20 protein-coding genes and 1 pseudogene are annotated in these 24,619 nt (G+C 63.8%); 9 read left to right on the forward strand and 12 right to left on the reverse strand.

The genetic code is table 11. The features are described 5' to 3' along the window. Nucleotides 1-265: 265 nt before the first annotated feature. The gene (locus tag ACTGJ9_RS09775; protein WP_456675946.1) at nucleotides 266-1,429 is read right to left on the reverse strand and encodes an IS110 family RNA-guided transposase; all 1,164 of its coding nucleotides are present in this window, start codon (nucleotides 1,427-1,429) and stop codon (nucleotides 266-268) included. Between the two features lie 107 nt (nucleotides 1,430-1,536). Continuing rightward, nucleotides 1,537-2,916, reverse strand: a complete 1,380-nt coding sequence (locus tag ACTGJ9_RS09780; protein ID WP_456676887.1) for an LLM class flavin-dependent oxidoreductase — start codon at nucleotides 2,914-2,916, stop codon at nucleotides 1,537-1,539. A 240-nt stretch (nucleotides 2,917-3,156) separates the two neighbouring features. On the opposite strand from ACTGJ9_RS09780, the gene ACTGJ9_RS09785 reads away from it, so the two are divergent. The 6 genes and pseudogenes from ACTGJ9_RS09785 to ACTGJ9_RS09810 all read left to right on the forward strand — a co-directional run bounded on the left by ACTGJ9_RS09785 (nucleotide 3,157) and on the right by ACTGJ9_RS09810 (nucleotide 8,883). After that, nucleotides 3,157-4,551: a M20 family metallopeptidase gene (locus ACTGJ9_RS09785; RefSeq protein ID WP_456676888.1), complete on the forward strand. Its 1,395-nt coding sequence runs from the start codon at nucleotides 3,157-3,159 to the stop codon at nucleotides 4,549-4,551. Between the two features lie 89 nt (nucleotides 4,552-4,640). Next, on the forward strand, nucleotides 4,641-5,552 hold the full coding sequence (locus ACTGJ9_RS09790; protein WP_456676889.1) for an amino acid ABC transporter substrate-binding protein: 912 nt from the start codon (nucleotides 4,641-4,643) through the stop codon (nucleotides 5,550-5,552). Nucleotides 5,553-5,668: 116 nt separating this feature from the next. Next, nucleotides 5,669-6,400 carry an amino acid ABC transporter permease gene (locus ACTGJ9_RS09795; protein WP_456678487.1) on the forward strand — a complete coding sequence of 244 codons (732 nt, stop codon included), beginning with the start codon at nucleotides 5,669-5,671 and terminating at the stop codon, nucleotides 6,398-6,400. Nucleotides 6,401-6,404: 4 nt separating this feature from the next. Next, nucleotides 6,405-7,098, forward strand: a pseudogene (locus tag ACTGJ9_RS09800) (amino acid ABC transporter permease). Nucleotides 7,099-7,110: 12 nt separating this feature from the next. Next, nucleotides 7,111-7,842, forward strand: a complete 732-nt coding sequence (locus tag ACTGJ9_RS09805) for an amino acid ABC transporter ATP-binding protein (protein WP_456676890.1) — start codon at nucleotides 7,111-7,113, stop codon at nucleotides 7,840-7,842. Between the two features lie 180 nt (nucleotides 7,843-8,022). Then, on the forward strand, nucleotides 8,023-8,883 hold the full coding sequence (locus ACTGJ9_RS09810; protein WP_456676891.1) for a D-amino-acid transaminase: 861 nt from the start codon (nucleotides 8,023-8,025) through the stop codon (nucleotides 8,881-8,883). Between the two features lie 217 nt (nucleotides 8,884-9,100). Here the strand turns inward: ACTGJ9_RS09810 and ACTGJ9_RS09815 are convergent, their stop codons facing one another. The 4 genes from ACTGJ9_RS09815 to ACTGJ9_RS09830 form a co-directional block, all read right to left on the reverse strand. Continuing rightward, nucleotides 9,101-10,354, reverse strand: coding sequence for an IS110 family RNA-guided transposase (locus ACTGJ9_RS09815; RefSeq protein ID WP_456676042.1), 1,254 nt, complete (start codon nucleotides 10,352-10,354; stop codon nucleotides 9,101-9,103). 340 nt (nucleotides 10,355-10,694) lie between these two features. Further along, on the reverse strand, nucleotides 10,695-11,156 hold the full coding sequence (locus ACTGJ9_RS09820; RefSeq protein WP_456676892.1) for a carboxymuconolactone decarboxylase family protein: 462 nt from the start codon (nucleotides 11,154-11,156) through the stop codon (nucleotides 10,695-10,697). A gap of 25 nt (nucleotides 11,157-11,181) precedes the next feature. After that, complete coding sequence (locus tag ACTGJ9_RS09825) at nucleotides 11,182-12,801, reverse strand: MDR family MFS transporter (RefSeq protein WP_456676893.1); 1,620 nt, start codon at nucleotides 12,799-12,801, stop codon at nucleotides 11,182-11,184. Between the two features lie 116 nt (nucleotides 12,802-12,917). Beyond that, nucleotides 12,918-14,069, reverse strand: a complete 1,152-nt coding sequence (locus ACTGJ9_RS09830; RefSeq protein ID WP_456676894.1) for an HlyD family secretion protein — start codon at nucleotides 14,067-14,069, stop codon at nucleotides 12,918-12,920. A gap of 140 nt (nucleotides 14,070-14,209) precedes the next feature. On the opposite strand from ACTGJ9_RS09830, the gene ACTGJ9_RS09835 reads away from it, so the two are divergent. Then, the gene (locus ACTGJ9_RS09835) at nucleotides 14,210-15,121 is read left to right on the forward strand and encodes a LysR family transcriptional regulator (protein WP_456676895.1); all 912 of its coding nucleotides are present in this window, start codon (nucleotides 14,210-14,212) and stop codon (nucleotides 15,119-15,121) included. 176 nt (nucleotides 15,122-15,297) lie between these two features. On the opposite strand, the gene iaaH is transcribed toward ACTGJ9_RS09835, so the two are convergent. Next, nucleotides 15,298-16,722: an indoleacetamide hydrolase gene (gene iaaH, locus ACTGJ9_RS09840; protein WP_456676896.1), complete on the reverse strand. Its 1,425-nt coding sequence runs from the start codon at nucleotides 16,720-16,722 to the stop codon at nucleotides 15,298-15,300. A 76-nt stretch (nucleotides 16,723-16,798) separates the two neighbouring features. Next, nucleotides 16,799-20,248 carry an indolepyruvate ferredoxin oxidoreductase family protein gene (locus ACTGJ9_RS09845; RefSeq protein ID WP_456676897.1) on the reverse strand — a complete coding sequence of 1,150 codons (3,450 nt, stop codon included), beginning with the start codon at nucleotides 20,246-20,248 and terminating at the stop codon, nucleotides 16,799-16,801. 153 nt (nucleotides 20,249-20,401) lie between these two features. Here ACTGJ9_RS09845 and ACTGJ9_RS09850 point away from each other — a divergent pair, with 153 nt between their 5' ends. After that, nucleotides 20,402-20,857, forward strand: coding sequence for an Lrp/AsnC family transcriptional regulator (locus ACTGJ9_RS09850; RefSeq protein ID WP_456676898.1), 456 nt, complete (start codon nucleotides 20,402-20,404; stop codon nucleotides 20,855-20,857). A 14-nt stretch (nucleotides 20,858-20,871) separates the two neighbouring features. On the opposite strand, the gene ACTGJ9_RS09855 is transcribed toward ACTGJ9_RS09850, so the two are convergent. From ACTGJ9_RS09855 to ACTGJ9_RS09865, 3 genes are all read right to left on the reverse strand, one after another. Beyond that, nucleotides 20,872-21,711 (reverse strand): MFS transporter, encoded by an 840-nt coding sequence (locus tag ACTGJ9_RS09855; RefSeq protein WP_456676899.1) that lies wholly within the window; start codon nucleotides 21,709-21,711, stop codon nucleotides 20,872-20,874. An 84-nt stretch (nucleotides 21,712-21,795) separates the two neighbouring features. After that, the gene (locus tag ACTGJ9_RS09860; protein ID WP_456676900.1) at nucleotides 21,796-22,299 is read right to left on the reverse strand and encodes a hypothetical protein; all 504 of its coding nucleotides are present in this window, start codon (nucleotides 22,297-22,299) and stop codon (nucleotides 21,796-21,798) included. Nucleotides 22,300-22,376: 77 nt separating this feature from the next. Next, a complete protein-coding gene (locus ACTGJ9_RS09865) occupies nucleotides 22,377-22,847 on the reverse strand; it encodes a hypothetical protein (protein WP_456676901.1) in 471 nt (156 codons plus the stop codon). A 61-nt stretch (nucleotides 22,848-22,908) separates the two neighbouring features. On the opposite strand from ACTGJ9_RS09865, the gene ACTGJ9_RS09870 reads away from it, so the two are divergent. Continuing rightward, a complete protein-coding gene (locus tag ACTGJ9_RS09870) occupies nucleotides 22,909-23,829 on the forward strand; it encodes a LysR family transcriptional regulator (RefSeq protein ID WP_456676902.1) in 921 nt (306 codons plus the stop codon). Between the two features lies 1 nt (nucleotide 23,830). Here the strand turns inward: ACTGJ9_RS09870 and ACTGJ9_RS09875 are convergent, their stop codons facing one another. After that, a complete protein-coding gene (locus tag ACTGJ9_RS09875) occupies nucleotides 23,831-24,616 on the reverse strand; it encodes a fumarylacetoacetate hydrolase family protein (RefSeq protein ID WP_456676903.1) in 786 nt (261 codons plus the stop codon). Between the last annotated feature and the right edge of the window lie 3 nt (nucleotides 24,617-24,619).

Genomic DNA, 24,619 nt, shown 5'->3' on the forward strand with positions numbered 1-24,619 from the left:
GGCGAACTACTCCTTATGGTTCAGCGATCTCAGGGTCGAGCCGGTTTTGACAATCTGGTTTTGCGTGCCAGATCAAACTCACATCCGGTCGTCGCGCGGTAGCGACTGCACCAACATTCCGCTTGCGGCGGGCAGGCTCGAGAGGACGGGACCATTCTTCGTTGCGGCGTTTGAAGCCATGCAATCCATCGGTTCGTCCACCCCGGATCGGCCGAGGCTGATCGTTCCTCGGCTGATTGGTTTTAAGGCTGCGGGAAGCGTTGCATCAGGCGACGGTCTTCATCACGGCTCCCTCGATCACGACGCCGGCGGTCACGTACTTCCACAAGGCCACGAGCAGCTTGCGGGCCAGCGCCACGATCGTGCGCTTGCGGCCGCGCTGGCTGTTGGCCTTGAACCACTGGGTCAGCGCCGATTGAGGCTGGTGGCGTATCCACAACCAGGCGAGCTGGATCATCGTGGTCCTCAGCCGCGGATTGCCGGCCTTCGACACCCCTTGTTCGCGCTCGATGCCGCCGCTCCGCCATGGCGTGGCCGCAAGACCGGCATAGGACGCAACCTGACGGCGGTTGGCGAATTGCCGCCAGAACGCCTCCGTCCAGAGAACGGCCGCGAAGTTCGGGCCCATGCTCTTCAGGGCGAGCAGCATCGTGACGGGATCCGCCTTCTCCCCGGCTGGCTTGCTCACGACCAGCAACGCCTCCTGCTCGCGCTCCACCGCCGCGATCTGGTCGAGCAGCAGTTCGAGACGATCGAGCTCGCGGCTGATCTGGGCCTTCAGATGCGCCGGCAGCATGCGCCCATCTCCGGTCCGCAAGGCTTCGAGCCGTGCCCGTCGATCGCGCCGCAGCGGCACGTCGCCGAATATCCCTTGCGCGAACAGAACGCCCTTGATCCGGTTCACATGCTCGATCCGCTCGGCGATCAATGTCCGCCGCTCGCGGCAAAGCCTGCGGCGGTCCTCCGCTTCCGGAGAGGGCGCCACCACCATCGCGCAGACCCGCGGCTCGCCGCGCTTATAGGCCAGAAGCGCCCGCAACAGCGTCTCGCCATCGAGCCGATCCGTCTTGGCCCGCCTGCGCCGGCGCGGCGTCGCAATCGAGGCCGGATCGACCACGTGGCTCTCGATGCCTTCCTGCTGCAAGGCGCGGTGCAGCCAGAACCCGTCCAGCCCCGCCTCCTGGATCGTGATGATCGGATAGCTCTCACCCGTTCGCGCCTGTGCCTTGCGCTTCAGCTCCGCAAACAGCTTCAAGAGTTCCGCAAGATCGCCGGCCTCCACGCTGCGCTTCGACATCTTCTCGCCCTTGCCGGGCGACAGCGAGGTCACCAGCCATGTCGAGCGGCTCAGTTCCAATGACACGAAAATTGCGCCAAACTGCGTGCGGATAGCGGCCAGTCCGTCGGAAGGATGATCGAGCAACATCATTGTCTCCAGGTTGAGTGTTTCAGCAACCTCAGTCTGGCCTCAGACTTGGCTGCTATCCACTCCCCATGGAATCTTCGCTGCGCTCGCAATGACGAGGAGGAGGCAGCCTACCCCTTCGTCCCCAACCGATACCCCGCCGCCGGATGCGGTGCGTCGAGCCGCGCACGGCCGCCGCCGAACAGCTTCTCTCGCAGTGTGCCCTTGGCGTATTCCGGCTTGTACCGGCCACGCCTGGTCAGTTCCGGCACCAGCATATCGGCGATGTCCTCGAAATCGCCGGGCGAGATCGCAAACGCGACATTGAGGCCGTCGACGTCGGTCTTCTCGAACCAGTCCTCGATCCTGTCGGCGACGCTTTCCGGCGTGCCCACCACGACCGGGCCGGCGCCGCCGATGCCGACATGCTCGATGACGTCGCGCACGGTCCAGACGCGGTCGGGGTCGCCGCGGGTGACGTTATCGAGTGCGCTGCGGCCGGCATCATTCTGGACGTGTCGGACCTGCTGGTCGAGCTCGTAGCCGGAGAAATCGATGCCGGTCCATCCCGACATCAGGGCCAGCGCGCCTTCCGGACTGATATGCGACCGGTAGTCGGCATATTTGGCGGCCGCTTCGGCCTCCGTGTTACCGAGGATGATCGTCATCATGTTGAACATGAGGATCTCGGCCGGGTTGCGGCCGATCGCGGCGGCTTCCTGGCGGATCGCAGAGACCCGCGGCGCAATGATCTTGGGCGACGGTCCCGACATGAACACGCATTCGGCATGTTTTGCGGCGAACTGCCGGCCGCGCGGCGAAGTCCCGGCCTGGTACAACACGGGCGTCCGCTGCGGCGACGGTTCGCTGAGGTGAATGGTGTTGTTGATGCGGTAATTCGCACTCTCATGATTGATGCGATGAACTTTGCTGGGATCGGTGAAGATGCCGCGCTTGCGATCCCGCAGCACCGCGTCGTCCTCCCAGCTTCCTTCCCAGAGCTTGTAGACCACCTCCATGTATTCGTCGGCGATGTCGTAGCGGTCGTCGTGCCCAGTCTGCTTGTCCTTGCCGGCGCCGCGCGCGGCGCTGTCGAGATAGCCGGTGACGACGTTCCAGCCGATCCGACCCTCGGTCAGGTGGTCGAGCGTCGACATCCGCCGCGCGAACGGGTAGGGCGGCTCGAAGGATAGATTGCTGGTGACGCCGAATCCCAGGTTCTTGGTGACCGCGGCCATCGCCGAGAGCAGAAGCAGGGGCTCGTTCGACGGCGTCTGTGCTGCATTGCGCAAGGCTGCGTCGGGGCTGTTGCCGTAGACATCATAGACACCGAGCACGTCGGCCAGGAATAGCCCGTCGAAACGGCCGCGTTCCAGGGTCCTGGCGAGATCGATCCAGTAGGGCAGGCGGTTATATTCGGCCGTGCGGTCGCGCGGGTGGGTCCACAGGCCGGGCGATTGATGCGCGACGCAATTCATCGCAAATGCGTTGAGCCTGATCTGCTTGGCCATGCTGTCCCCCGGCGCCCTGTACTGAGCGCCCTTCGAATGATAGATGTGCGCCCCAATTTGGCGAAGTTCTTGCATATATCGCGACCTTGGCAAGGCCAAAATCAGCTGCGCTGCCGCCCTTGGCAAGCCAATCTCAAGAGAGCAAGAAGCAAATCCCAAGAACGATCCAAGCCCCGCCACTTCCGAGAGCCAGTGTAGCCCTCTAAGCTCGCCCGCCTCGAGACCTTGAAAAAGCAAGTCATGACCAGAGCCGACGCCATCGCCCGCGCCCGCGACGATTTCAAATCCGGCGGGTTCCTCGCCGAACTCGACCGTCGCGTCGGCTTCAAGACCGAAAGCCAGAATCCGTCGCGCGGCCCCGAGCTGCGCGCCTATCTGGAGCAGGAGATGCAACCGGCTTTTGCCGCGCTCGACTTCACCAGCCGCATCGTCGAATCCCCCAGCGGCAAGGCACCGTTCCTGTTCGCCGAGCGTATCGAGAGCACGTCCGCGCCGACCGTGCTGATCTATGGCCATGGCGACGTCGTCGACGGCATGGAGGGAGAGTGGCGCGACGGCCGCGATCCCTGGCGCACGACGGCAGCAGGCATTCGCCTCTACGGCCGCGGCACCGCGGACAACAAGGGCCAACACAGCATCAACATGGCGGCACTCCGCGCGGTACGCGAGGCCCGCGGCGGCAAGCTCGGCTTCAATGCCAAATTCATCGTCGAGATGGGCGAGGAGATCGGCTCGCCCGATCTCGGCAAGGTCTGCGATCTCAACCGCGGCACGCTGAAGGCCGACCTGTTCATGGCCTCCGATGGGCCGCGGCTGTCGGCGGATAGGCCGACGCTGTTCCTGGGCTGCCGTGGCGGCATCCGCATCTATCTCGACGTGAACCTGCGCGACGGCGGCCATCATTCCGGCAATTGGGGCGGCGTGCTCGCGAACCCCGCGACCCTCCTCGTCAACGCGATTTCGACGCTGGTCGACGGCCACGGCCGCCTTCAACTCGACGCGCTGAAGCCCCCGCGGCTGACCAACCAGATCCGCAGCTATCTTGCCGATGTGCAGGTGGTGCCGACCGAGGACGAGCCCGCGCTTGCGGAGAACTGGGGCGAGGACGGTCTGTCCGCGGCCGAACGGCTCTATGCCTGGAACACGCTGGAAGTGCTGGCGCTGTCGTCAGGCAATATCGAGAAGCCGGCGAACGCCGTTCCCGGCCACGCCAATGCCGTGCTGCAACTGCGTTTCGTGGTCGGCACAAAGGTTGACGGCCTGATCGATGCCGTCCGCGCCCATCTGGTCGCAAAGGGCTTTCCGATGGTCGAGGTGCGGGCGGCCCAGAGCTTTGCCGCCTCGCGCACCGATTTCGACAGCCCCTGGATCCAATGGGCGGCGGAGTCAGTCCAGAACACCACCGGCAAGATGCCGGCCGTGCTGCCGAACTTCGGCGGCTCGCTGCCGAACGACGTATTTTCCGAGATTCTGGGCCTGCCGACGATTTGGATCCCGCATTCCTATCCCGGATGCTCCCAGCATGCGCCCAATGAGCACATCCTGCTGCCATTGACCGAAGAGGCCTTGACGGTGATGGCCGGGCTGTTCTGGGATCTGGGCGAATTGCCAAAGCCGCTGACCCGGGGCCATTAACCTGAGCCGGCATCCAGCCGAAAGTCACATTCTAATCCGGGCCGAGATGTGCTTGCATCCGGCCGCATCATCCTGAAAGGGGAGAAAAAGTGAAACATTTCCGTCACATCGGCCTTGCGCTCGCCGCGACCTTTGTCGTCAGCCAGGCCGGCGCCGAAGAGCTGACCGGCACGCTGAAGAACATCAAGGACACCGGCACCATCACGCTGGGCTTCCGCGATTCCTCGATCCCGTTCTCCTATCTCGACGACAACCAGAAGCCCGTCGGGTTCGCGATGGACATCTGCTACAAGATCGTCGATGCCGTGAAGAAGGAGCTCAAGCTCGACAAGCTCGAGGTGAAGCTCAATCCGGTCACCTCTGCGACCCGCATCCCGCTGATGGCGAACGGTACCATCGACCTCGAATGCGGCTCGACCACGAACAATGCAGAGCGCCAGAAGCAGGTCGCTTTCACCAACACCCATTATCTGACCGCCAGCCGCTACGTCTTCAAGAAGTCGAGCGGCCTGAAGTCGATCGACGATCTCAAGGGCAAGACGGTGGTCTCCACCGCCGGCACCACCAACATCAAGCAGCTCACCGAGGCCAATGTCGCGAAGGGCCTGGGTGCCAACATCATCCCGGCCAAGGACCATGCCGAGGCCTTCCTGATGGTCGAAACCGACCGCGCCGTCGCCTTCGTGATGGACGACGTTCTGCTCGCGAGCCTCGTTGCCGGCTCGAAGACGCCAGACGACTACGTCATCTCCAAGGATGCGTTCTCCAAGCCCGAGCCTTACGGCATCATGCTGCGCAAGGACGACGCGCCGTTCAAGAAGGTGGTCGATGCGGCGACTGCTGCGCTCTACACCTCGGGCGAAGGCGAGAAGATCTATGACAAGTGGTTCACCCAGAAGATTCCGCCAAAGGGCCTGAACCTCAACACGCCGATTTCCGACGCGCTGAAGCACGAGTTTGCAAAACCTTCGGACTCGCCGAACCCGGATGACTATAAGTAAGATATAATTTCGATCGCTTGATCGAGATCATGTCCGGCCACTCTTGACACCAGAGTGGCCGGACATTTGCATAGATGCCCAAGAGCTCTCTGAAGGGCGCGTTCGCGCGGGGACACGTGAACTACCATTGGAACTGGGGAATTTTCTTCGAGCCCAACCCGATGGGGACCGGCACCTATCTCGACATGCTGCTGTCGGGCCTGGTGCTGACCCTGAAGACCGCGGTGCTCGCCTGGATCATCGCGCTCGTCTTCGGCTCGATCGTCGGCGTCATGCGGACGCTGCCGTCCAAGGCTGCCGGCTGGTTCGGCTTCTGCTGGGTCGAGTTCTTTCGCAACATGCCGCTGCTGGTGCAGCTGTTCCTGTGGTTCTTCGTGCTGCCGGAATTGCTACCCAAGTCGACCGGCACCTGGCTGAAGCAACTGCCGAACGCGCCGTTCTGGACCTCGGCGATCGGCATCGGATTTTTCATGTCGGCCCGCGTCGCGATACAATTGCAGGCCGGTATCGGCTCGCTGCCGCGCGGTCAAAAGATGGCGGCAACGGCGCTCGGTCTCACGACCTTTCAGGGCTATCGATACATCCTGCTGCCGATGGCATTCCGCATCATCCTGCCGCCGCTGACCTCCGAGTTCCTCAACACCATCAAGAATACGGCGGTCGCCATCACCATCGGTCTGCTCGAACTGACCGGGCAGGCGCGCTCGATGCAGGAGTTCTCCTTTCAGGTGTTCGAGGCCTTTACCGCCGCAACGCTCCTCTATCTCCTCGTCAACGCCGTCGTCGTGACCGCGATGCGCTTCCTCGAGCGCTGGGTCGCGATCCCCGGCTACATCACGGGGAAATAACGCCATGTTCAGCAATTTCGATTTCGGCGTCATCATTCGCGCGCTGCCCTATCTGTTCTATGAGGGCATGACGTTTACACTGATGCTGACGGGCCTCGCAGCGCTCGGCGGGCTCGTCTTCGGCACGGCGATCGCGCTGATGCGGCTGTCCGGCTACAAGACGCTCGGCCGCATCGCCGGCGTCTATGTCGACTTCATGCGCTCGCTGCCGCTGGTGCTGGTGATCTTCTGGTTCTACTTCCTGGTGCCCTATATCGGGCAGGGGGCTGACCGGTGCGTCGCGGCCGATCAGCGTCGGTGCGTTCGCCTCCTCGCTCATCACCTTCATCATGTTCGAGGCGGCGTATTTCTCCGAGATCATGCGTGCCGGCATACAGTCGATCTCGCGGGGACAGCCGGCCGCTGCTAACGCGCTCGGCCTGACCTATGCGCAGACCATGCGCTACGTCGTGCTGCCGCAGGCATTCCGCAACATGCTGCCGGTGCTGATCACGCAGACCATCGTGCTGTTCCAGGACACCTCGCTGGTCTACGTGCTGTCGATTACGGACTTCCTCGGTGCGGCCAGCAAGGTCGCACAGCGCGACGGCCGTCTGGTCGAGATGTATCTGTTTGCTGCCGTCGTCTACTTCACCATTTCCTGTATCGCGTCCTTCGGCGTCCGCCGCCTCCAGGCGCGCATCGCCATCATCCGCTAGAGCAAGTCGGTCATGATCGAAATCAGCCACGTCGACAAATGGTACAGCCCGACCTTCCAGGTGCTGACCGACTGTACCACCAGCGTCACCAAGGGCGAGGTCGTCGTCGTCTGCGGTCCCTCGGGATCGGGGAAATCGACGCTGATCAAATGCGTCAATGCACTGGAGCCGTTCCAGAAAGGCGACATCAGCGTCGACGGCACCAAGGTCAACGATCCCAAGACCAACCTGCCGAAGCTGCGCTCGCGCGTCGGCATGGTGTTCCAGCATTTCGAGCTGTTCCCGCATCTGAAGATCATCGACAATCTCTGCCTCGCCCAGCAGAAGGTGCTGGGGCGGTCGTCCGACAAGGCGGTGGCGAAGGGCATGCAGCTCCTGGACCGCGTCGGCCTGAAGGAGCAGGCGCAAAAATTTCCGGCGCAGCTTTCCGGCGGCCAGCAGCAGCGTGTTGCGATCGCGCGCGCGCTCGCGATGGATCCGATCGTGATGCTGTTCGACGAGCCGACCTCGGCGCTCGATCCTGAAATGGTCAGCGAGGTGCTCGACGTCATGGTCGACCTCGCCCATGACGGCATGACCATGATGGTCGTGACCCACGAAATGGGCTTTGCCCGCAAGGTCGCCAACCGCGTCATCTTCATGGACCGCGGCGAGATCGTCGAGGACGCGCCGAAGGACGATTTCTTCGGCAAGCCCCGCAGCGACCGTGCGCAGAAGTTCTTGTCGAAGATTTTGTCGCATTAGTCCCCGCCGTCATTCCGGGATGCGCCGGAGGCGCAGGCCCGAATCCATAACCCCGGCTGGTGGTTATGGATTCCGGGCTCGTCGCTACGCGCCGCCCCGGAATGACTAATAGAGGGGTGATCGCTACCCTCATTTCGCGTATAAGCCCGCAATCCCCTTTTTCCCGCCAGGAGACCAGCCTTGGATTCGACCGCCTACGTCAACGGCTCATTCGTCCCGCTCTCGGAAGCCAAAATCTCGGTGCTCGATCGCGGCTTCCTGTTCGCCGACGGCATCTACGAGGTCTCGGCCGTGCTCGACGGCAAGCTGGTCGACAACGCCTCGCATCTGGCGCGACTGGAGCGCTCGGTCGGCGAGATCAGCTTGAGGCTGCCGGAGACGGTCGAGCGCATCACCGAGATCCAGAAGGAGTTGATCGCCCGCAACAAGGTGGTCAACGGCCTGGTCTATCTCCAGGTCACGCGCGGCGCCGACAAGGGCCGCGACTTCGCTTTCCCCAAGGGCGACGTCAAGTCGAGCCTGGTGATGTTCACGTCCGAAAAGGACATCATCAACGCAGCTTCCGCCAAGACTGGCATCAACGTGATCACGGTGCCCGACATCCGCTGGGAACGGCGTGACATCAAGAGCGTGGCGCTGCTGGCGCAGGTGCTGGCGAAGCAGGCGGCTGCCGAAGCCGGCGCCGGCGAGGCCTGGATGCTGCAAGACGGCTACGTCACCGAAGGTGGCTCGTCGTCGGCGTTCATTCTCACCAAGGACGACGTCATCGTCACCCGCAAGAACTCCAACGCGATCCTGCCCGGCTGCACCCGCAAGGCCGTTGTCGCGCTCGCCGAAGAGCGTCAGCTCCGCGTCGAGGAGCGTTCGTTCACGGTGGAAGAGGCGCTGGCCGCGAAGGAAGCCTTTGCGACGTCGGCCTCGCTGTTTGTCCAGCCGGTGGTGGCGATCGACGGCAAAAAGGTCGGCGACGGCAAGCCCGGCCCGCTCGCCGCGCGGCTTCGCGAGATCTATGTGGAGTTCGCCAAGGCGACGGCGGTTTAGGCCATACTCCGCTATCGTAGGACCTCCTACCGTCCGTCAAGGGGGAAGTGTCCTTGCTGAACCCAGCATAGCGCCGTGCTCGACGCAGTCCAGGACGCTGCGCGCCGGCTTTGCCGGTGCCTTCGGCATCCTGGACATCGTCTGCGCGCGCGACGCTTGGCGATCGTCAGGTCGGGACGAAGGAATGGTCCGCGCCCGGCCGAACAAAGGAATGAGATTACGCTGTCGCGGTGATGTTTTCGCTGTTGTAGTCCGCATCGTAAGGGGTCTGCCGCCTGAGTGTCGTGCAGAGGGCAAAGAGCAAACGATCCCCGACGCTGCGCAGGGCGCGCGCGTGGCCATGTCCCCGCGCCCGCAAGGCATCATACCGTTTCCGGGTGGCCGCATCGTGTTGCATGGCGACACGAGACCAGTGATGGACCGCGCTCTGCAGCCGCCTGTTGCAGGCGAGGCGACGGACCACGAAGCGCTGCTTGCCGCTTTGCCGCGTCACCGGGGCAGCTCCTGCCAAAGCGCGCAGAGCATGGTAATCTCGTCTGCGCAGGGGCTCTGCGGCCTCGGCGAGCAGTGTGGCGAGATTGATCCTGCCGATACCTGGCCAGGAGCGTAGGATCGTCACGTCGCACTGCGCCGGGCTCTGCCCCGAGGCGCTCTCCTCTGCTTCGAGCTCGGCACAGAGACGGTCCAGGCTCTGATGAGCCTCCTTGATCTGCCGATTGACCAGATGCAGGCGCGCCGCCAGGCTGCGGATGTGGGCGCAGGCGGCCTCGGTCGTGCCCGACGCCACGAACAGCGGGGTCTCACGCAAGATCTTGAGCGCCGCCGCCGCATCGAAACGGCGGATACGATATGCACTCAGGATGCGCGCGATGGCCTTCTCGCTGGCCTTGGCCGCCCTGTCCGGGGTCGGCACCTTCTGCCAAAGGGCCAGGAACCATTCGTCGGCGACATCGTCGGTCAACTTGGTGGCTTGGGGATAATAGCGCCACAACTGCTGGCGAAGACGGTTGGCGAGACGCGTGCGCTCCTGCTGCAGTTCGTCGGCCAAGCGCGACCACTCACGCAACTCGATCATCGTGGGATCATCAACCACAAGCCGGCGGAAGGCCGCGCGATCCGTGCGCAGCGAGCCTGCGAGCACATGGGCATCGCGGCGGTCGTCCTTGGCACCAGCTGCCGTGAAACGATCACGGAAGCGGTCGAGCTGCTTGGGATTGATGGCAAACACCGCAAACCCGTGTTCGAGCAACATCTCCACCACCGGGCCGTGCGGCATCTCGATCGCCACGGCGATCTGTCCCGGTGCGGCCTTGGTCTTCTCAAGCAGCCAGTCACGCAGCTCCGTCAGCCCAGCGCCGTCATGGGCGAACTCGCGCCGAGCAACCTGTCTTCCTTCGGCATCCAGCAGGCAAACGCTATGGCTCTGCGTTGCCCAATCGATCCCGGCGAACCAGTGTGCATCTTCGATCATTTTGGGACCTCCTTGCTCTCAAAAGCGGGCCACCGCGATCTCGATCAATCCCTGTACTGGCGCTCTCGGCGCAAACCTCCTACTGGATATCGACCGCGGCCGCTCTGCCGGGGCGCGGCTCCTACGTCGGTGTTCAAGACACAGGTGGGCAAGGCTGCTCCCGGCGGATCGGCCCGCACTCCCAGTCTACACCGTTAGACTGGCTGCGAACCCCAAAGGGTACAGGGTGGGCAAAGCGAAGCGTGCCCACCGCTTCTGATGAATTCATCGAAGTACGGTGGGCACGGCGCACGTGCGCCTTTCCCCACCCTACGAGACTTGCACCCGGGGAACGCCCCCGTCACGCCACCGACGCCTTCACCTTCACCGGATGAACCGCGCGGAACGCGATCGCGATCCTGTTCCAGGCGTTGATGGCGCCGATCAGCATGGTCAGGTTCACCGTCTCCGCATCGGAGAACTGCGCGCGGACCTCGGAGTAGACGTCGTCGGACGCGCGCGTTTCCGCGATCAGCGTCACCGAGTCGGTCCAGGCCAGCGCCGCGCGCTCGCGGTCGGTATAGAGCGGGGATTCGCGCCAGGCGTTGAGCAGATAGATGCGCTGCTCGGTCTCGCCGCGCTTGCGGGCGTCCTCGGTATGCATGTTGATGCAGAAAGCGCAGCCGTTGATTTGCGATGCGCGGATCTTGACGAGTTCGATCAGCGATTTCTCCAACCCGGTGGACTGGATCTGCTCTTCCAGCGCCATCAGCGCCTTCATCGTGTCGGGGGCGGCCTGGTAGAAATTCATGCGGGGTTTCATGGTCGTTCTCCTTTGCTGGGTTGATTCAGTGAGCTCCGCCGGCCGAGCTCTGACCGGGCTTCTTCAGGAAGAAGACGGCGATCAGGGCCACGATCAGCGCTATGCCGAGCAGGTAGAAGGTGTCGCTGAAGGCAAAGATGTAAGCCTGCTTCTGCACGGTATGGCCGATCGCGACATAGGCGCGATGCGCGGCGTCGGCACGGTCGAGCACGCCGTGATTGACGAAATATTGCGTGAGCTGCTCCAGCCGCGTACGGGTGGCCTGCTCGAACACCGAGACCGATTGCATCAGCACGTTGGAGTGATATTGCTCGCGCTTGGTCAGCACGGTCTGGAGCAGCGCGATGCCGACGGCGCCGCCGAGATTGCGCATCATGTTGAACAGGCCGGACGCCGAGCCGGCGTTCTCCGCCTCGATGCCGGCGGTTGCGACCGCCGATAGCGGCGCCAGCACCAGCGCCTGGCCGATGGCGCGAACGACATTGGGCCACAGCAGCTGGTCGGCGGCGTAGTCGTTGGTCATATAGATGTTCATGAAGTTTGAGCCTGCGAACAGCACGAAACCGACGCCGATGATGATCCGCGCGTCGAATTTCTGCATCAGGCGTGGCACCAGCGGGATCAGCACGAGCTGCGGCAATCCGGTCCAGGCCAGCACTGTGCCGATCTGCTCGGCATTGTAGCCCTGGATGCGCGACAGATATTGCGGCAGGATGAACACCGAACCGTAGAGTGCGACGCCAAGCAGGAAATTGGCGAGCATGCCGAAGCCGAAATTGCGGCGGACCAGCAGGCGCAGGTTCAACAGCGGCCTCTTCACGGTGAGCTCGATGATCAGGAAGGCGATCAGCGCCACCGCCGCGATCACGCTGAGCTTGACGATGAAGGGCGAGCCGAACCAGTCGTCCTTGTTGCCTTCCTCCAGCACGGTCTGGAGCGCGGACAGGCCGATTGCCATGGTGATGATGCCGGCCCAGTCGCCCTCGCGCAGCAGCGCAAGCTTCATGGGCTTGGCGTCGAGCGCGTACCAGAGCATGCCGACCATGATCGCGCCCGGCACGAGGTTGACGTAGAAGATGTACTGCCAGCCGAAATTCTCGGTGAGATAGCCGCCGATAGTCGGGCCGATCGCCGGCGCGAACGTCGCTGACAGCGCGAACAGCGCAAGGCCCACCGGCTGCTTGGCACGCGGCAGCAGCGTGATGATCAGCGTGAAGGCCATCGGGATCAGCACGCCGCCGGTAAAGCCCTGCACCGCGCGCAGCACGATCATCTGCGGCAGGTCCTGCGCCAGCGCACAGGCCGCGGAGAGAACCAGGAACAGGATCGCATTGGTGAGCAGATAGATCCGGATCGAGAACACCTGCGCGAGCCAGCCGGACAGCGGGATCACCACGATCTCGGCGATCAGGTAGGAAGTCGAGATCCAGCCGCCGTCGTCGATGCCGGCGCCGATCGCGCCCTGGATGTCGGCGAGCGAGGCGTTGACGATCTGGATGTTCAGCACCGCCATGAAAGCGCCGAGCGTGGCGCCGATCACCGCGATCCAGGTTTTGGCGGAAACCGCCGGTGTGGCGGGAGCGGCAGCCGGGGCGCGGAGATTGGCGGCGGAAGCGGAGTCGAGGGTCGGTTGAAGCGTGCTCATGGAAGCCTCGTCTCAGTTGCGAGACAGGATGCGTTGGGCGGATGAATTCGATAATCGGGAAAGTGCGGGAAGGATCATCCGGCAGGACTTGATAATCCTGCCGGGATCCCGCGGCCTCAGCCGCCGTTCGGACGCGGCGCGTTGTCGGCGACGCGCTTCGCCGTCTCGCGCTCGGCCACCACGGTTGCCTTGGTGTCGACGGTCGGCACCGCCGACATGCCGGGCCGCAGCAGGCCCGCGAGGCTGTGATCGTCGAGCACGATCTTCACCGGCACGCGCTGCACGATCTTGGTGAAGTTACCCGTGGCATTGTCGGGAGGCAGCAGCGCGAATTCAAGTCCGCTGGCCGGCGAAAGGCTGTCGACATGACCATGCAGCGTGCGATTGCGGAAACTGTCGACGTGCAGCTCGACCGGCTGGCCGGCGCGCACATGCGTGAGCTGGGTCTCCTTGAAGTTAGCGACCACATAGACTGCGTCGAGCGGCACCACTGCCATCAATTGCGTGCCGGCCTGCACGTATTGGCCGACGCGCAAGCTGCGGGCGCCGACCGTGCCGTCAACCGGCGCCGTGATCTCGGTGTAGGACAGGTTCAGCTCAGCCTGGTCCGCGACCGCGCGAGCGTGATCGAGCTGCGCGGTGGCCTGGGCGCGCTGGGTGGTCAACACATCGACCTTGCGCCGCGCGGCGACCAGGCCCGACTTGGCGTGCTGCAATTGCGCGTTGCTGGCGCGGAGCGCAGCGTCGGTCTGCTGCGCGCGCTGGATCGTGCCGGAGCCCGACTTCATGAGATCGTCGTACCGGGCGCGCTCTTCCTGCGCGAATTTCAGATTGGCGTCGGCAGCCGTGACGTCGGCGGTGCTCTGCTCGATGATCGGCTGTTGCAGTTCAAGCTGGGCATCGAGATTGCGAACCGAGGCTTCGGCTGCGGCAACGTCGGCGCGGGCCTGGCCGAGCGCGGCCTTGAAGTCGCGGTCGTCGATCCTGGCCAGCACCTGGCCCGCTCTCACCTTTTCGTTGTCGCCGACCAGCACCTGGGCGATGTAGCCCGACACCTTCGGGGCGATGATGGTGGAATCGGCTTTCACATAGGCGTCATCGGTCGATTCCAGGTAGCGGCCGGTCGTCAGGTAATCGTAGCCAAAGTCGCCGGCCACAGCGACGCCGAGGGCCAGCGCCAGCCCGAGCGCCGCGCGCTGGATCGCCAGGCGGGACGGCTTCAGGCTGATTTTGTCAGGTGTTTCAGTAGTATAAGTCGCGTTCGACATGACATTCTCCGGAATCCCCAGACGTCCCGTTCCGAAGGGGCGCTGTTGTCGGGGGAGAAGATGCGCTGTCCCGGCGCTTGTGATAATCCGCCAAAAAGCAAAATGATTGTCCACTCGCACTGCATAATCCGAGGCGCCCTATGGACCGGCTGACCAGCCTGACCGCTTTCGTCCGGGTCGTTGATACCGGCGGGTTCTCCGCCGCCGCCCGCAAGCTCAACATGTCCACGACCATGGTGAGCAACCACATCCAGGCGCTCGAGGAACGGCTCGGCGCGCGGCTGCTCAATCGCACCACCCGCAAGGTCAGCGTCACGGAAATCGGCAAGGCCTATTACGACCGCTGCGTCCAGATCCTGTCCGACATCGAGCAGGCTGACGACATCGCCGGCGCCTTGCAGTCGGTGCCGCGCGGCACGCTGCGGATCCATTCCGCCACGCACATGGTGCCTTTCGTGGCGGGGGTCGTGGCAAAGATGCTGTCGACCTATCCGGACGTGAAGGTCGATCTGCGCATGGGCGAAGCCAATGTCGATCTCATCGAGGAGGGGTATGACATTGCGCTGCGCATGACGCCGCCGCCGGATTCAAGCCTGATCGTCCGCAGCCTCGCCACCTGGCGTCACGTGCTGTGCTGCTCGCACGATTATCTCGAAAAGCACGGCCGGCTGCACCAGCTCGCAGAGCTCACCGAGCACAATTGCGGCCGCCACCTCAACTATCCCTTCGGCGACGAGTGGCGCTTCCTCGATCGCAGGGGTGCACCGGCATCGGTGCGTATCTCGGGCAGCCTCGTCACCAACAGCGGCGAAGCGCTGCGGCGGATGGTGATCGAGGGCGCCGGCATCGGCCTGCTCGCAGGATTCCTGGTGAGCGACGATCTCGACGCCGGCCGTCTGGTACGCCTGCTGCCGGAATACCGGCCGGTCGAGATGTCGATGAACGCGGTCTATCCGCATCGCCATCATCTGTCGGCGAAGGTGCGCACCTTCATCGACATGCTCGTGCATCACAGCGCCGAGCAGCAGAAGCTGATCAATCCGTATTCTTAGCGGGCACGGTGCGTAGGGTGGACAAAGGCGCAAAGCGCCGTGCCCACCTTCTTTCGTCATTGCGAGCGAAGCGAAGCAATCCAGAATCTCTCCGCAGGAAGACTCTGGATTGCTTCGTCGCAAGCGCTCCTCGCAATGACGAGGGTCCTTGGCCTGGGCCAGAAGCTACGATCGCGTCAACGCGGCGCGGGAGGCCGCCCAAACACGGCATCGAGCGCGATACCGATAGCAAGCAATCGCTCATCGCTGCCCGCGGGGCCGTCGAGCTCCAGTCCGATCGGCAATTTGCTGGTCTCGCCAAGCGCGATCGGAATCTGGATGCCTGGGATGCCGGCATTGCTGCCGGGGTCTGTGTTCTGGATGAACAGGCCGAAGTTATCGAGGCTGCTGGACTCCGGGTTGGAGGCAATGGCGACGCGCGGCGTGGTCGGGAAGGCGATGGCGTCGAGCCGGTTGCTTGCAAAGGTCTGCTGATACAGCGCCTGAAGCGCCGGCCGCGCGACATCGATGGCGTGGTCGTAAAGCGGCTTTGCATCAACGAAGCTGCCGTCGGGCGCCGGCAATTTGCGCGGCAGCACCAGCCCTTCATAAGTGGCCTTGACGTCGGGGCTCGCAATCTGCGCGACCATGGCCTCGATGGTGACGCCTGTGCCGGTGCGGTCGAGATACGCGACCATGTCGTCATAGGCTTCGTAGAGCGCGACCGGAAATCCGACTTGGCCGTTGAGCTGGGCCAGCTCAGGCATCTCGATGTCGACCACCGTCACGCCCAGCGCTTTCAATCGGGCGAGTGCGGCCTGAAAGGCGGTTTCAGTATCGCCGTCGAGGTTCGCCAGCATGCTCTTCACGAGGCCGATACGGACCTGCCCCAGATCGGCCGGCCGAACGGCATCACCGCCCGCAATAACGCTGTCCAGCAGCGCGACATCCGCCATGGTCGCCGCCATCGGCCCTGCCGTGTCGCGGGTATGCGAGATTGGCGCGATGCCGGCTTGCGGATAGCGACCCACGCTCGGCCGCAGCGAGGCGCAACCGTTCAGCGCAGCCGGCACCCGGACCGATCCGCCGGTGTCGGTGCCGAGCCCGCCTGCCACGATCCGTGCGCCGATCGCGGCGCCCGTGCCAGAAGAGGAGCCGCCGGCTATCAGCGCGCGGTCATAGGCATTGCGCACGCCGTATTCGGCGCCGGTCTTGAATGCGGTGTTGTAACCGGAGATGCCGAAAGCCAACTCGTGCATATTGGTCTTGCCGATGATGACTGCGCCCGCGGCGCGTAACTTCGCCACGACCGGCGCGTCAATGCCTGGAATGAAGGTCTTCAGCCCCGGTGTCCCGGCAGTGCAGGGCAGCCCGGCCACCTCGATGTTGTCCTTGATCACGATGGGAACGCCGCCGAGCCGTCTGCTTCCGGCGCCTGCGCCCTGCGTCTCGAATGCGACGGCGGCTTTGAGGGCACCTTCCTCATCCAGAGTGACGAAGGCGTTCAGGTCGGCGTTAGCCTTGGCCCGGGCGAGCGCATGGGAAGTGAACGCATGGCTCGTGATTGTTCCAGCGGCGAGTTCGGCCGCGGCCTGGGTCAGGGTCAACTGGTCGAAATCCATGATGCGCCACCCGATTGCAGGACTCGAAGAGGGGAGCCTCTTCAGCTCGGGAAGCTGAAGCCTCGGTGGCGTCGCGTCAACCGTATGCGCCGATCTTTGCCGATGAAGATTTGGCCAGAGCGGCGAGCAGCCGCTCGACTTCGGGCTTCACCTTCGCAATCGCGATGTCCTTCACCGGACCGTAGCCGCGGATGTCCATCGGGGCTTTGGCGATGGCGACGAGATCGGGTAGATCCGCCGTTTCGATCCGGTCCAGCATTTGCGCGATGACGCCTTCATACCAGACGATCAGCTCTTGCTCAGTGCGCCGCTCGGCCGTGTAGCCGAACGGATCGAACCGTGTTCCGCGCAGCACCTTAAGCCGCGCCAGCATGGCGAGCGGTGCCTGGATCCACGGACCGAAGGCGCGCTTGCGCGGGCGGCCGCGGGCGTCGTGCCCGGATGGCAGAAACGGTGGGGCGAGATGATACTGGACGCTGAAGCCATCCTCGAACTCGCGCTTCAATTCGTCGAGAAAGCCGGTCTGCATGTGCAGGCGCGCGACCTCGTATTCGTCCTTGTAGGCCATCAGCTTGAACAGGGCGCGGGCGACGGCCTCCGTAAGCGCCTCGCTGTTGAGGGTGGCTTCGGCAGCACGAACTTCTGCGACAATAGCGCGATAGCGCGCCGCATAAGCCCCATCCTGATAGGCCGTGAGGAACTCGGCCCGGCGAGCAATGAGCTGGTCGAGCGTCTCGGCCCTTGGCGTCTCGCTGGCCTCCGGCAAGAAGTCCGGATCGGCGGCGGCGATCCGGCCCCAGGCGAAAGCCTGCTTGTTGCGTTCGACCGCGACGCCGTTGAGCTCGATCGCGCGCAGCAGCGCCGAGAGCGAGACCGGCACCAGTCCGCGCTGCCAGGCAAAGCCCAGCATGATGATATTGGCGTAGACCGCATCGCCGAGCAGCCGCTCGGCTAGCGCGTTGGCGTTGATCGTGTCGAGATTGTCGTTGCCGATCGCCTGCCGGATCGCGCGCAGGCGATCGGGGGACGCGAGATCGGCGTCGCGGAAGCGGACGACATCGCCGGTCGGCATCTCCGCGGTGTTGATGGCCGCGCGCGTGCCGCGGCGATAGGTGCCGGACGCCTTCGGCGAGGAACTGACGACGAGGTCGCAACCGATAAGGGCATCGGCCGCGCCCTGGTCGATGCGGACCTGGTGCAGCGCTTCGGGACTTGAGGCGAGGCGGATGTAGCTCAGCACTGGGCCAAACTTCTGTGCAAAGCCGGTAAAATCCAGCACCGAGACGCCGCGTCGTTCCAGATGCGCGGCCATCCCGATCAGCGCGCCGACCGTGATCACGCCGGTGCCGCCGACGCCGGTCACCAGCAGATCGTAGGGACGGTCGAGCGTGGCGGGCGCGGGCAGGGGAAGCGTGGCCGCGCAACCGATTGCATCGATCCGGCTCGCGCTCTTGTTCCGGCGCGTCGCGCCTTCGACGGTGACAAAGCTCGGGCAAAAGCCGTTGAGGCAGGAAAAATCCTTGTTGCACGCCGACAGATTGATCTGCCGCTTGCGGCCGAACGGCGTCTCCTTTGGCTCGACGCTGAGGCAGTTGGACTCGACCGAGCAGTCGCCGCAGCCCTCGCAGACGAGATCGTTGATATAAGCAAAGCGCTGGGGATCCGCCATCTGCCCGCGCTTGCGCCGGCGCCGCTTCTCGGTGGCGCAGGTCTGCTGATAGATCAGCACCGAGACGCCGGAGATGTCGCGCAGCTCGCGCTGCACGGCGTCCATCTCCTCGCGGGGATGAATCGTGACGCCGCCAGGCAGATCCCCGGGCAGGACCTGCGCGGGATCGTCAGACACCAGCGCGATGCGGGCGACGCCTTCGGCGCGGACGCTGTGCGCGATGGCCTGCACGCTCACGGGTCCGTCGACCGGCTGGCCGCCGGTCATGGCGACGGCGTCGTTGAACAGGATCTTGTAGGTGATGTTGGTCTTGGCAGCGATCGCCTGCCGGATCGCCATCGAGCCGGAATGGTAGTAGGTGCCTTCACCGAGATTCTGGAAGATGTGCTTGCGGCCGGTGAATCTCGACGAGGCCGCCCAGTTCACGCCTTCGCCGCCCATCTGGATCAGCGACGACGTTTCGCGATCCATCCAGCTCGCCATGAAGTGGCAGCCGATGCCGGCCAGCGCCTTCGATCCTTCGGGCACCTTTGTCGAAATGTTGTGCGGGCACCCAGAGCAGAAATAGGGCGTGCGCGTCGCGCCTGCGACGTTGATCGTGCGTTCGGCTTCCGGCAGCAGTGCGGCGGCGCGTGTCGCGAGATTGAGCCCCGGAAACATCGGATCGAGCCGGCGGGCGAGCACGGACGCCAGCGCGCGCGGCGACAATTCGCCGATCCAGGAGATCAGCCGCGCGCCGGTTTCGTCGTGCTTGCCGACCATGCGCTCAGGCTTGCTGCCGGGGTAGTCGTAAAAATATTCCTTGAACTGGCTCTCGATGATGCCGCGCTTCTCCTCGACCACGAGGATCTCGCGCTTGCCCTCCACGAAATCCATGGCGTCATGCAGTGCCAACGGCCAGACCATGCCGACCTTGTAGATGTCGATGCCGATGCTGCGGCATGCGGCTTCATCGAGGCCCATCAGGCGCAGGGCCTCCATCAGATCGAGATGCGCCTTGCCTGTGGTGACGATGCCGTAGGTGGCGTTTGGAATGTCGTAGATATGGCGATCGATCGGATTGGCTTTGGCGAAGGCGTAGACCGCGTGCTTCTTCGCTTCCAGCCGCTCCTCGATCTGTGGGCCCGGCAGGTCGGGCCAGCGATAGTGCAGTCCGCCCGGCGGCGGGGTGAAGTCGGGGGTGCGGAACAGGCGCGGTGGACGCAGCGCGACGGATGCACCCGACTCGACAACCTCCGAGATCGCCTTGAAGCCAACCCACATGCCGGAGAAGCGGCTCAGCGCGTAGCCATATTCGCCGAATTCCAGATATTCGCTGACGCTTGCGGGATGCAGCGTCGGCATGAACCAACTCATGAAGGCGACGTCAGACTGGTGCGGCATCGAGGACGACACGCAGCCATGGTCGTCGCCGGCAACCACCAGCACGCCGCCATGTGGCGACGAGCCGTAGGCATTGCCGTGCTTGAGCGCATCGCCGGAGCGATCGACGCCGGGGCCCTTGCCGTACCAGAGGCCGAATACGCCATCGACTTCGCGGTCGGCTTGGGTTTCGACCTGCTGCGAGCCGAGCACCGCGGTCGCCGCGAGGTCCTCGTTCACCGCAGGGAGGAATTCGATGCGGTCGCGCTTGAGGCGCTCCTGGATGCGCCACAGTTCGAGATCGATGCCGCCGAGCGGCGAGCCGCGATAGCCGGAGATGAAGCCGGCGCTATTAAGCCCCGCGGCGCGGTCGCGCCTGATCTGGTCGAGCGCGATGCGGACGATGGCTTGCGTGCCCGTGAGGAAGACGCGGCCGTCCTCGCGCTCGTAGCGGTCGGAGAGTTCATAGGCGTCGAGTGACGGAATGGCGTCCATAGCGGACCTCGCGCGGCATCCTGCCGAATAGGCCAAGGTTAGGCTTGGGGCGCTGGTAGGTCTTACCTATTCATCCCGATCAGAGTACAAAAACGGTAGAATTTTGCGTACGGGCCGCAAATTTGGTATATTTACTCGATCTGAGGGCTCGCGATGATTGAAGACCAAGACGAGCGGATTCTCGCCCACCTCCAGAAGGACGGCCGCGCTACCAACCAGCAACTCGCTGACGCGGTCGGCATGTCCACCTCGGCCTGCTGGCGCCGGGTGCGTGCGCTCGAGGACAGCGGCGTCATTCATGGCTATGCGGCGCTGGTCGCACGCGAGCAGGCGGGGTTCGCGATGTCCGCCATCCTCCATGTCTCGCTGGAGCGGCATGACGCCAAATTCGTCGACGAGTTCGTGTCTCGCGTTACCACGCGTCGCGAGGTGCTGGAGTGCTTTGCGACGACGGGCGACGCCGATTATCACCTGCGCGTCGTCGTGCAGGACATGGCGGCCTACAACCGCTTCCTCGATGAGTTCATGTTCCGCATTCCCGGCATCCGTTACGTCCGCAGCAATGTGGTGCTGAAGGAGATCAAGACCAGTGTGGCGCTGCCGTTTTGAGACGCAGCCGTGGCTTACACCATCTCCGCCCGGCTGCGCCGGAACAGTTGGCGTAGCGACAGCGCGTGCAACAGGATCGAGCTTGGCACGACGAAGGCGGGGGTCAGCACATTCGGAAAGCTGTCCAGGGCCATGCTCGCGCCGTTCGGAACGATCAGCTGGAATGGGCCGGGCGACATGATCATCCCCAAGGTGATTGCGACGGCGAGATCTGCGAGGCCGAAGATGTTCCAAAGAATCGCCCCCTTCCGCCCCTCGGCCGTTCCAACTGCGAGCGCAAGCGCCGCCGGCACGGCGAAGAGACCGGTCAGCACATCGCCAGTTCCTGCAGGGAGCGCCCATAGGCCTGGCTGCATCCCGCTCAGCCAGTAGACGAGCCATTGGGTGCCAAAAACGCGGTAAACCTGAAGGGCAATGAGCCAGGTCGGCGGCATCGCATCGAGCAGCTGCCCCACTCGTTTCGACCACAGCAGCACCGGAGCACCGATGATCACCGGCAGCAGGATCGCCGCTGGCAGCAGCGGCAAGGGAGAGGCGCCCGTGCGAAATGCGCCGTTGATGGCTGCCGTCCAGGCGACGGCAGTCCAAAGCGTGAAAGGCACCATGAAGGCTAGCCAGGTCGCCTTGCGTTGCCTTGGCGTCAAGTCGGTGCCTTCGAGGCCGAACCACAAGCCAAGCGCGATGAGCCCATGAACCATCAGCCGAACGCCCAGGGCAGGAAAGCCGCTCTCCGCAAATGCGGGTAGCGAGTAGATCAACCAGGTCCACAGCATCGCGAATGAAACGGTCCATATCAAGCTGAGCCGGACGGGACGCGGGCCAATCACGGCAACGGAGACAGCATCGGTGTTCATTGGCATTCCTTCGGGAGAGGAGGCCGCGGTCGGACGCAAGTCATCTCGGCCGGCATGTCCGCGGATTGCGATCCGCTGGCTGTGTCACGGTGTCTGTTCTTTCGATCCGGGCCTCAACAGGATGATGAAGATCAGAGCGTGGCTGACCAGCAGCAGAGGCACATAAAGCGCCGGGATATAAATGCCGGCGCCGAAGAGGCCGGGATTCTGGATCTTCGTCGCGCCCATGTAGTACGCATTCAGAAGATCCAGCGTACCCCAGACATTGAATATCCAGACCATCGGCACGGCGATTGACCATCGCCAGGAGAGTGCCGCCATGGAAACGAGCGCGAGAGTGGCGGCGATGAGATCTCCCCATCCGACGTCGCCGGCGAAATCCGGGCTCAACTCCGAAGACACGAACCCGGCAACCATGAAATTCATGCCCAAGAACCTGAACGCATGGAAAGCCGCGAGAAGTCTCAAGGCGTCATGACGCGGCATCGTGCGAACCACCGGCCAAACATAAATGATGGCCACCACCGCGCTTGCCAGGAAGGCGCCGGCGACGCTGAGGACGAACGGAAGGTTGAAGCTCGGTGGCACGTTCGGGTGTCCTTGATTTTCCGACGGGGTCGGGTTGGACTCGAAACCGGTCGATCCGGTTCGCAGCCGGGGGCTGCTCAGGGTTTGGTCATGAGCAGGCGGAGCGGCATGAGCGGACCGACCGCGATGTATTCGTGGTCGATGAGGTCCTGCTTGGCGAGCGGGAGGCCATCCATGATCTCGTGTCCCTCGGCGACATCCTTGGCGTCCAGCAGGAAGACGGCTCCGCGCCCATCGGACCGCGAATACCATTCGCGAACTTTTCCGTTGAGATAGAGCTGCACGGTCTGCCGGATTTCATCGGGCATGACGGCCATGACCTGTTCCCGCGTGACGCCGGCCTTGACGGTCAGGATGACCATCACTCCGGTGGTCGTGAGGGCCGGCACTTGTGCTTGGGCAAGGGATGGATCGGCCATGGAGGTAACACCTGTCAGTGTGAGGGTGAGCGCCAGGACGGCGTGACGGATTGTCTTCATCGGTTTCATTTCTCCGATCGCGGCGGTCGTCGCGATGTCGCAAGTATCGCCCGCGGCGGTGCGGCTCATTTGCAATTCGGATGTAAGGCCGCTTTCCGCGCGCGACTATTCGCGATAATGTTGACGGGCTATGAAGCAGAACTTCACAGTCAGGCAGGGTGCGCTCGACGGCGTCGAGGCGTTTCTGAGTGTCGCCCAGCACCGCAGTTTCCGCCGGGCGGCCGCTGAACTCGGGGTAACGCCATCGGCCATCAGTCAGGCGGTACGAGCGCTCGAGGCGCGCGTCGGCGCGGCGTTGTTCATCCGCACCACCCGGAGCGTCGGTCTGAGCGAAGCCGGCGAGAGGTTCCTTGCACGCGCAAGGCCAGCCTTCGAGGAACTGATCGCGGCAAGCGGGGCGGCCCGAGAGCTCGGACAGCGGCCGGCCGGGCTCCTGCGTCTCACCGTACCGCGCTCGGTCGTGCCGATCCTGCTCGAGCCGGTGGTCGCGTCGTTCTGCCGGGCGTTTCCCGAGATTGAGGTGGAGCTCGCCGCAAGCGAAGAGCTGGTCGACCTCGCAGCCGGAGGTTTTGATGCCGGCATCAGGATGGGCCAGTTCATCACGCCTGACATGATTGCGGTGCGGCTGACGAAGCCGCTACCTCTCATCATCGTCGGCAGCCCGGTTTACCTTGCTCAACGCGGCCGGCCCGAGCGCCCGGACGATTTGCGTGAGCATGCGTGCTTGCGACTGCGACGATCGAATGGTGCGCTCGCATCATGGTCGCTCAACGACAACGGCCGTTCGATCGAGATTGCCGTTTCGGGACCTTTCATCGCCTACGACTTTCCCACGATGCTCGGAGCCGCCATCGAAGGTGTGGGTCTTGCGCAAGTGCCCGGACCACTGGCCAACGGCGCCATCGCGACCGGAAAGCTGGTGCATGTGCTGCAGCAATACGCGCCGATGACACCGGGCGTGTTCCTGTACTATCCCGGCCACCGACAAATCATGCCGAAGCTGCGCGCCTTTATCGACCATGTGAAGGGCCGCTCAGGCGCCATCAGCTGATCTAGCGCTCCTCCCGCACAAACCGATTGCGCAGTGTGCCGACGCCGGTGATCTCGATTTCCACGATATCGCCGTGCTTGATGTCCGGCGAGGCGCCGTCCGTGCCCATCCAGATCACGTCGCCGGGCCAGAGCGTGAAGTATTTGGTCAGCTCGACCAGGAACGGCACCACACCAAAGATCATGTCGTTGGTGTGGAAGCGGTTGGTCTCCTTGCCGTTGACGCGGACGATCGTTTCCATCTTTGCAAGATCGGCCTCGGTCTCGATCCACGGACCCATCGGCTTGAACGTGTCGGCGTTCTTCGAGCGCCACAGGCTGCGGTCGGCCTTCTGCCAGGAACGTTCGCTGACGTCGTTGCCGATGGTGTAGCCGAACACGCAATCCATCGCGTTCTCGGCCGTCAGGTGCTTCACCTTTCTGCCGATGACGACGGCGAGCTCACCCTCATAGTGGATCTTTTCCGTCGCGAAAGACGGGATCACGACATCCTCGTCATGCGCGACCAGCGCGTTCTGCGCGCGATAGCCGATCTCGGGCCGTTCCGGCACGGCGGGTACCTCGCCGCGCTTGTCGGCGGCTTCCTTCAGATGTTTCAGGTAGTTCAGGCCGACGGAATAGAAGGTGCGCGGGATCAGCGGCAGCTCGATCTTCACGTCGCTGAGCGGATGCGTCCGCGACGTCCGCTGCCATTCGCCGAGCGGATCGCCGTCGACAGCGATCACCTGATCCCCTTCGACAAGGCCCCAGGAGGTTTTGCCGGAGGCGGTGAATTTCAGCCAGCGCATGTC

It is taken from the genome of Bradyrhizobium sp. RDM12, assembly GCF_051917485.1.
Classification (GTDB): domain Bacteria; phylum Pseudomonadota; class Alphaproteobacteria; order Rhizobiales; family Xanthobacteraceae; genus Bradyrhizobium.